Source organism: Aquabacterium sp., from assembly GCF_035476535.1.
In the GTDB taxonomy this organism is placed as follows: Bacteria; Pseudomonadota; Gammaproteobacteria; order Burkholderiales; family Burkholderiaceae_C; genus Pseudaquabacterium.
This window is the reverse complement of the sequence record NZ_DATILJ010000295.1, coordinates 1-7283: the sequence shown is the minus strand read 5'-3', so window position 1 is coordinate 7283 and position 7283 is coordinate 1. Positions and strand designations below refer to the sequence as shown.

At 69.4% G+C, this 7283-nt stretch carries 7 protein-coding genes; all 7 read right to left on the bottom strand.

The window, feature by feature from the left end; genetic code table 11:
- Positions 1–1520: ATP-dependent DNA ligase (locus tag VLK61_RS28580; RefSeq protein ID WP_325426474.1), on the bottom strand; the 1520-nt coding region annotated here is incomplete at its 3' end.
- Positions 1517–2554, bottom strand: a complete 1038-nt coding sequence (locus VLK61_RS28575) for a ligase-associated DNA damage response exonuclease (RefSeq protein ID WP_325426472.1) — start codon at positions 2552–2554, stop codon at positions 1517–1519. The genes VLK61_RS28580 and VLK61_RS28575, both read right to left, overlap by 4 nt.
- 5 nt (positions 2555–2559) lie before the next feature.
- Complete coding sequence (gene clsB, locus VLK61_RS28570) at positions 2560–3879, bottom strand: cardiolipin synthase ClsB (protein ID WP_325426470.1); 1320 nt, start codon at positions 3877–3879, stop codon at positions 2560–2562.
- Positions 3880–3905: 26 nt separating this feature from the next.
- Positions 3906–4850: a hypothetical protein gene (locus VLK61_RS28565; RefSeq protein ID WP_325426468.1), complete on the bottom strand. Its 945-nt coding sequence runs from the start codon at positions 4848–4850 to the stop codon at positions 3906–3908.
- Between the two features lie 21 nt (positions 4851–4871).
- Entirely contained in the window at positions 4872–5858 is a 987-nt protein-coding gene (locus VLK61_RS28560) for a response regulator (protein WP_325426466.1), read from the bottom strand.
- Positions 5859–5972: 114 nt separating this feature from the next.
- Positions 5973–6776, bottom strand: a complete 804-nt coding sequence (locus VLK61_RS28555) for an endonuclease/exonuclease/phosphatase family protein (RefSeq protein ID WP_325426464.1) — start codon at positions 6774–6776, stop codon at positions 5973–5975.
- Positions 6777–6785: 9 nt separating this feature from the next.
- Positions 6786–7283 (bottom strand): dihydroneopterin triphosphate diphosphatase (gene nudB, locus VLK61_RS28550; protein WP_414636881.1); only part of this gene is annotated, 498 nt, incomplete at its 5' end.

The window sequence follows — 7283 nt, the reverse complement described above, 5'->3', positions numbered from 1 at the left end:
AGCGTCGGCTTGACGCTGCGCACGGGACCGAACTTTTCCAGCGTGGTGGCGCGGATGCGCGCATCGACGGCGCTGAACTCCTCGTCGCTCAGGCCTGAATAGGCCTTGGTGAAGGCGACCAGTTGCAGCGCATCGGCTTGCGCCGGTACACGCCGTTCCATCGCGTCGACCACGGCCTGCGCCTCAGCCGCGTCGCGCGGCGCGCGGTTCCACACCGCGAAGGTGTAGTCGGTGTAGACCCCCGCCCGGCGGCCGTGGCCGGCCTGGGCATAGATCAGCACGCCATCCACCGTCAGCGCATCGATCTTCCACTTCCACCAGACGCCGTCAGCCTTGGTGCGCCCGCTGCCGTAACCGGCGCTGCGGTGCTTCAGCATCAGGCCTTCGACGCCGCGTTCACGGCTGCGCTGCCGTTCGGCCGCGAGTGCGGTCCAGTCGTTGACGCTCACTTCAGGAGATATCATGAAAGGCCCGTCCTGCAGCAAGGCTTCGAGGCGCGCGCGCCGCTGATGCTGCGGCAGTTGGCGCTGGTCCTGCCCCTCCAGCTCCAGCAGGTCGTAGGCCACGAAGCGCACTGGCGCGTTGGCCAGCAGCTTCTTGCTCAGCGTCTTGCGGTTGATGCGCTGCTGCAGCAGTTGGAACGGCGCGGGCCGCTCATCGCGCCAGGCCAGCAGTTCACCATCAAGCACGCAGCCTTCGGGCAGCGCCTGCGCAGCGGCCACGACTTCCGGGAATCGCTCGGTGATCAACTCTTCACCGCGCGACCACAGCCACACCTGCTGCGAACGGCGCACCAATTGCGCGCGGATGCCGTCGTACTTCCACTCGGCCAGCCAGTCTTCGCGCGGGCCCAGCGACTCCGGGGGCGTCTGCAGCGGGTGCGCCAGGAAGAACGGATAGGGCTGGCCGGCCTGCTGGGCCGGCGCCGCGTCCTGGCTGATCAGCGCCTGCAACCGCGCGGCGCTGGGTGCCGTGCGGGCATCCGTGTAGCCCATCATGCGCTGGGCGATCAGCTTGGCGTCCAGCGCGGCATGCTGGGCCAGCGCACGCTGCACCAGCAGCTTGCTGACGCCGACCCGGAAGCCACCGCCGATCAGCTTGACCAGCAGGAAGCGCTCGTCCGGTGCCAGCTCATCGAACCACTGGCGCAGGGCTTCAGCCTGCTGCTCGGGCGGCTGTTCGCGCAGCAGCAGCAAACGCCGGTGCATCCACTGCGACAGCGGCAAGTCACTCTGGGTCGAAGGCGGCGGCAGCACATGCGCGATGGTCTCGGCCAGGTCGCCGACGGACTGGTAGCACTCCTCGAACAGCCACTCCGGGATGCCGGCCTGCGTGGTGGCCACCTGGCGCAGCAGCATCGTCGGCACCGCCTGGCGCGGCCGGCCGCCGGCCAGGAAGTACAGCGCCCAGGCGGCATCGGCCGCGTCGGCCTGGGCCAGGTAGCGCAGCAGCGCGGCCAGCTTGGCCTCGGTGGACGTGCTCGCATCGAGGTCCGCATACAGCGTGGCGAAGGCCTTCATGCGCTGTCCCCGTCGCCGCCGCGATCTTGCCCATACTCGGTCTTGAGCGAGCCCGCATCCAGGCCCTGCTCGCGCAGCCAGCGCACCATCACCGCTTCGTAGCCATGGGTGACGATCACCCGCTCGGCACCGGTGGCGGTGATCGCGCGCTGCAGCCCGGGCCAGTCGGCATGGTCGGACAGCACGAAGCCACGGTCCACGCCCTGGCGCCGGCGCGCGCCGCGCAGTTGCATCCAGCCGCTGGCAAAGGCGTCGCTGAACTCGCCAAGCTGCCGCGCCCAGGCACCGGCATGCACCGCCGGCGGGGCCACCACCAGCGCGCCAGAGAGTGCGGCTTTCAATGACGCATCAGTGGTCCTCCTATCGCCCAAGAGACGCGTCTCAGGCAAAGGCACGCCGACGGCACGGTAGGCCTCGTTCAGCGCCTCGACCGCGCCGTGCACGAAGATCGGCCCGATCGATGCGTCGACGCCGGCCAGCAGCCGCTGCGCCTTGCCGAAGCTGTAGCCCATCAACAGGCTGGCGCGGCCGGCAGCGGCGTTGTCGCGCCACCAGTGGTTGATGTCGGCAAAGACCTCGTGCTGCGGCTGCCAGCGGTAGACCGGCAGGCCGAAGGTGGATTCGGTGATGAAGCAGTGACAGCGCAGCGGCTCGAAGGGCAGGCAGGTCGGGTTGGCTTCGTCGTGGGCACTGAGGTAGTAGTCGCCCGAGGCCACCCAGACCCGGCCAGCGTGTTCCAGCCGCACCTGCGCCGAACCCAGCACGTGGCCGGCCGGGTGCAGGCTGATCTTCACGCCGTGGTGCTCGACCGTTTCGCCATAGGCCAGGCCCTGCAGCGGCAGATCCGCGCCCAAGCGGCTGCGCAGCACGCCGGCGCTGACGGCCGTGGCCAGCACGTGGCGGTGGCCGGCGCGCGCGTGGTCCGCATGGGCGTGGGTGATCACCGCCCGGTCGACCGGGCGCCAGGGGTCGATGTAGAAGTCGCCAGCCGGGCAGTACAGGCCTGCGGTCCGGGTGACGACGAGCTCGTCCATGCGCTTCAATACTTGCCGCTCATGCCGGCCAGTCGCAAGAACCAGTAGGCGGTCGAAGCCACGAAGCCGCGCCGCAGCGTGCCCCACCAGCCGCTGCCGATCGGCGGCTGCGTCACCTCGCGCGAGGCCTGCACCGCAGCCTCGAATCGCAGCGCCAGGTCGGCGGCGAACTGCAGGTCGCGCACGATCACATTGGCTTCCAGGTTCAGCAGCAGCGACAGCGGGTCGATGTTGCTGGAGCCCACCGTCGCCCAGTCGTCGTCGACCAGCGCGACCTTGGCGTGCAGGAAGGCCGGCGTGTATTCGAAGATGCGCACGCCGGTGGCCAGCAGCTCGCCATAGAGCACCTGCGCCGCCAGCGCGGCAAAACGGTAGTCGGCCTTGCCCTGCAGCAGCAGCCGCACCTGCACGCCGCGCAGCGCGGCGCGTTCCAGCGCCCGGCGGAACACGCGGCCCGGGTAGAAGTACGGACACATCACTTCGACGCGTTCACGCGCGCTGTCGATGGCCTCGATGTAGGCGTGCTCGATGCTGCGGCGCTGGCGCAGGTTGTCGCGCACCAGGAAGGCGGCACGCACCGGCGGCAGGTCCGCCACCGGCGGGCCGCGCTTGCGGTTCTTGTTCGACGGCAGGATGCGCAGCCGGCCGACCATGCGCTTGGCACGCGCCACCGGCTCGGCGCTGCGCGCCAGCGAGACCAGTTCGTCGCGCCAGTCGGCGCCCAGCGCGGCGCGGCTCCACATCGCGCGGGCGGTCTGCTCGATGGCGGCGGCCAGTGGGCCCTGCACTTCCACCGCAAAGTCCAGCCGCGGCGCTTCGGAAAAGCCGTGGTTCAGGTCGTTGCGGTCGTCGATGAGGTTGATGCCGCCGACATAGCCGGTGTGGCCGTCCACCACGCACAGCTTCTGGTGCAGGCGGCGCAGCTGGCCCGGCTGCAGCAAGCGCCACCAGCGGTCGACCGGGCGGAACACCACCAGCTGCACGCCGGCCGGCTCCAGCCATTGCTGCAGCTTCGGCAAGGTGGCCTTGGAGCCGAAGCCGTCGACCACCACGGCCACCCACAGGCCGCGCCGCGCCGCATCGGCCAAGGCCTGCACCACCTGCTGCGCTGCCGCGTCGTCGTGAAAGATGTAGGTGGCCAGCCAGACCTGATGCCGGGCCTGTGCGATGGCCGCGCACATGGCCGGGAACTGCTCGTCCCCGCCGGCCAGCAGGCGCACGCGGTTGCCGCCGGTCAGGCCCGGACGCGGCGACGCGGCAGCCTCCGGGCTGACCGGTGTGGCCGGGGGCGGGATGATGACGTGGTGGTCGTCGGTCGGCGGCATCGGGGCGGCGCCGGCCGCATCAGTGCTCAGGCCGGTTCCAGGGCCTCATTCTGGCCTGAGTGCGCGGCTTCTTCGGCCGCTGCGGCGGCGGCATCGGCGCTGCGGCTGCCGTCCAGGCGCAGGAAGTGCTCCTCGATGAAGTCCTTCTCGACCAGCGTGCGCTGCATCGCATCTTTCAGCACGTCGAGCTCGCGCACATGGGCGTCGCGCTCGTTCGAGACCTCAGCGAGCTTGCGGCGCGCCTCGTTCAGCGCTTCGTTCTCGGCCGCGCCGGCCGGATTGGCCAGCGACAAGCGTTCGACGTCGGCTTTCAGCGCCTCGGCCCTGGTTTCGGCGATGCGGATGCGCTCCTTGGCGCGGTCCAGGATCTGCTGCTGCTTGCCCATCTCGCCGCGCAGCTGCTCGACGGTGTGGCCCGCCGCCTCGGCCGCCTTGTTGACGCGGCGCAGCTCCTGAATGATGCGGTGCGCATCGTGCAGGCGCTGGCGCATCTGCTCGGTCTCGGCGGCCAGGCGGTTGTGCTGGGCCATCACCTGGTCGAGTTCGGTCTTGTGCTTGCGCTGCCAGTCGGCCAGCTTCGCCGGCTCCATGCCGGCCAGGTTTTCCATCATGCGCCGGATGTCGGCCAGCGCCTTGTCGGTGTCCGCGCCGCCCTGGTTCGACATCTCCTCCATCATGTGGTTGAGCTTGTCGAGCATCTCGATGCCGGCCACCGGCGTGGCGGTGACGGCGGGCGCCGATCCGAAGCCACCACTACCACCGCCACCGGCGCCGCGCAGTGCATCGCCGATCTTGTAGCCGGCATCCCGCACCACGCGCGCCGAATCGTTCAGTTCACGGGCGGCGCCGACCATCATCTCGCGCGTCTGCTCGGTCTGGCCGAGGATGCGGATCAGCATGTAGACCAGCAGGATCAGGATGAGCGCGTTGCTGATGAAGACGACCGCGACGGCCAGGTTGACGAGGTCCATGATGATCGTTCCGCCGGCGGCTTACAGCGCGATGAAGGCCAAGCGACCTTCGCCGATGCCGGGCAGCGTGATCTGGAAGTCGACGCGCTCCTTGGTGCGGGCCAGCACTTCCTCCAGCTTCGGGAAGGCGGCGGGCACCTGCATCGTGCGCGTCAGGGTGCAGCCGTCCGGCGAGCCACCGGCCAGCAGCATCATGCCGGCCGCGCGCATGAAGGTGGTGGCCTGCGCCACCATCACTTCGGTGGGCTCGGCCGCCAGCTGAGCAGCGGTGAGCTCGGCCGCGCTCAGGCGCGCCGCGGCGCCGCCGATCAGGCACACCGTGTGGGCATCGAACACCGCCACGGCGACCGCCGGCTTGCCGGGCGCCGTGTACAGGCCCAGCAGGTTGTTGGGTCCGAGCTGGGCCACTTCCATCGGGGCATGGCGCAGCAGGGTGAAGGGCTGGTTGCCCAGCGTGTGCTCGATCAGGCCCTGGGCATGGTCGATGCGCAGCGGGTAGTCCTGCGCGGCATCGGGCACCGCGGGTACCGCCGCCGGCGTGGCGGCGGCTGCCGTGGCAGCCTCCTGCGCCGCTGCATCCGGCCGGGCGGCCATGCTCTTGCGGGGCCTTGCGGCGCCGGCGCCAGGCAGCGCGATGCGGATCTGGTCGATCAGCTCACCATCCTCGAAGGGCTTGTTGACGATGAACACCGCGCCATTGGTGCGGGCCTGCTCCAGCAGCGAGGGCGTGCACTCGGTGGTGACGAAGCCCACCTTCACCTGGGTCTGGCCCAGCTGGCGCAGGGTTTGCAACAGTTCCAGGCCGGACACCCGCGGCATGTGCCAGTCGGTGATCAGCAACTGGGGCGTGAAGTCGGGCAGCAGGCCGAGCGCTTCTTCACCATCGTTGGCGCGACGCACGTCGACAGCAGGGTAGCCGCACTCCTCGATGACGCGCGAGATGATCGCCTGGATCGCCCGGCTGTCGTCGACCACCATGATGCGGTAGGGTGCGGCGGTGCTGCTCATGGGTTGCTCCCGGGTATGCCTCGTGTGCTTATGACCCAAGAGCACCTTCCCAAACCAACTGGGTGGGCAGCTTCGGCCGGTATGCAGCGGTTATCGACGGGCTGTCGGGAAACTTCAATCCGGCTGCAGTTCCACCAGCAGCGGCAGGTGGTCGGACATGCGCGCCCAGGAGGCGCCCCGCGGCACATGGGTGGACAGGCAGCTGAAACCGCGGGTGTAGATGCGGTCCAGCGAGAACAAGGGCACACGCGACGGGAAGGTGCGGGCCGCGTGAACGGTTCGTGCGCGCGCCAGGCCAATGCTGCGCATCGGGCCGTCCAGCCGTTCGCCCCAGTCGTTGAAGTCACCGGCCACCAGCACATGGGCCTGGCCGGGCACCTCGGTGGCCAGGTATTCGGCCAGGCGTTCGACCTGGCGCACCCGGCTGGCATGGATCAGGCCGAAGTGAGCGACCACCACATGCACCTCGGTGCCCTGCCATAGCACCGGCACATGCAGCAGGCCGCGCTGCTCGAACGGGTGGTCGCTGACATCGTGGTGGCCGATGTCGCCGATCGGCCAGCGCGCCAGCAGCGCATTGCCATGCTCGCCATGCCGGGTGGTGGCATTCGTGCGGTAGGCCACGTCGTAGCCCTCGGGCGCCAGGAAATCGGCCTGGCCTTCGTCGGGCCAGCCCAGCAGCGTGCGCTTGAAGTGCAGCGCGTCGCGCTGGTGGTGCAGCCGCACCTCCTGCAGGCACACCAGGTCGGCATCCAGCGCCTCGATGCCCAGGCCCAGGTTGTGGATCTCCAGCCGCTTGCCGGGCCCCACGCCGCGCACGCCCTTGTGGATGTTGTAGGTGGCCACGCGCAGCACATTGCTGGTGTGCAGCGTGCTCGACGCAAAACGCGACGGCTGGAAGTGGCGGGCGGCTTTCATTGTTGTTGTTCAAGTCTGCAGGAAACGCGGCAGGTGCAGCACGGCTTCGGCGTTCGACGGTGAAAAGCACCGGTCAGCCGCCTCGCGCCACGGCAGCCACTGGTATCGCAGATGTTCCCTCGGATTCAAGGCAACCGGCGTGCCGGGCGGTACCGTGAGGCCGAAGACATGTTCGGTGTTGTGGGTCACGCCCGGCGCATAGCGGTGGCGCCAGACCGGATAGATCTCGTAGACGTTGGCGAGGTTCCAGTCGCACAGCGCGGTCAGCGGGACGTCGTTGCCGCCCCCGGCCGAGGTGTGCGCGCCACCAATCCGGATGCCGGTTTCTTCAGCCACCTCGCGGATGCAGGTGCTCACCAGCGGCTCGTCGACCTCGTCTTTCGAGCCGGTCACGCTCTGCCAGAAGCCGGGCTTGTCGGCACGCTCGATCAGCAGCACCTCGAGCGCCGGTGTGTGGATCACCACCAGCACGCTTTCGGGGATCTTGTGCCGGCGGCCCGCGGCTTC

Bases quoted from the DNA above. Each gene is read 5' to 3' on its own strand.
- VLK61_RS28560 (WP_325426466.1), bottom strand. From the start codon at position 5,858: ATGAGCAGCACCGCCGCACCCTACCGCATCATGGTGGTCGACGACAGC.
- VLK61_RS28575 (WP_325426472.1), bottom strand. From the start codon at position 2,554: ATGGACGAGCTCGTCGTCACCCGGACCGCAGGCCTGTACTGCCCGGCT.
- clsB (WP_325426470.1), bottom strand. From the start codon at position 3,879: ATGCCGCCGACCGACGACCACCACGTCATCATCCCGCCCCCGGCCACA.
- VLK61_RS28565 (WP_325426468.1), bottom strand. From the start codon at position 4,850: ATGGACCTCGTCAACCTGGCCGTCGCGGTCGTCTTCATCAGCAACGCG.
- VLK61_RS28555 (WP_325426464.1), bottom strand. From the start codon at position 6,776: ATGAAAGCCGCCCGCCACTTCCAGCCGTCGCGTTTTGCGTCGAGCACG.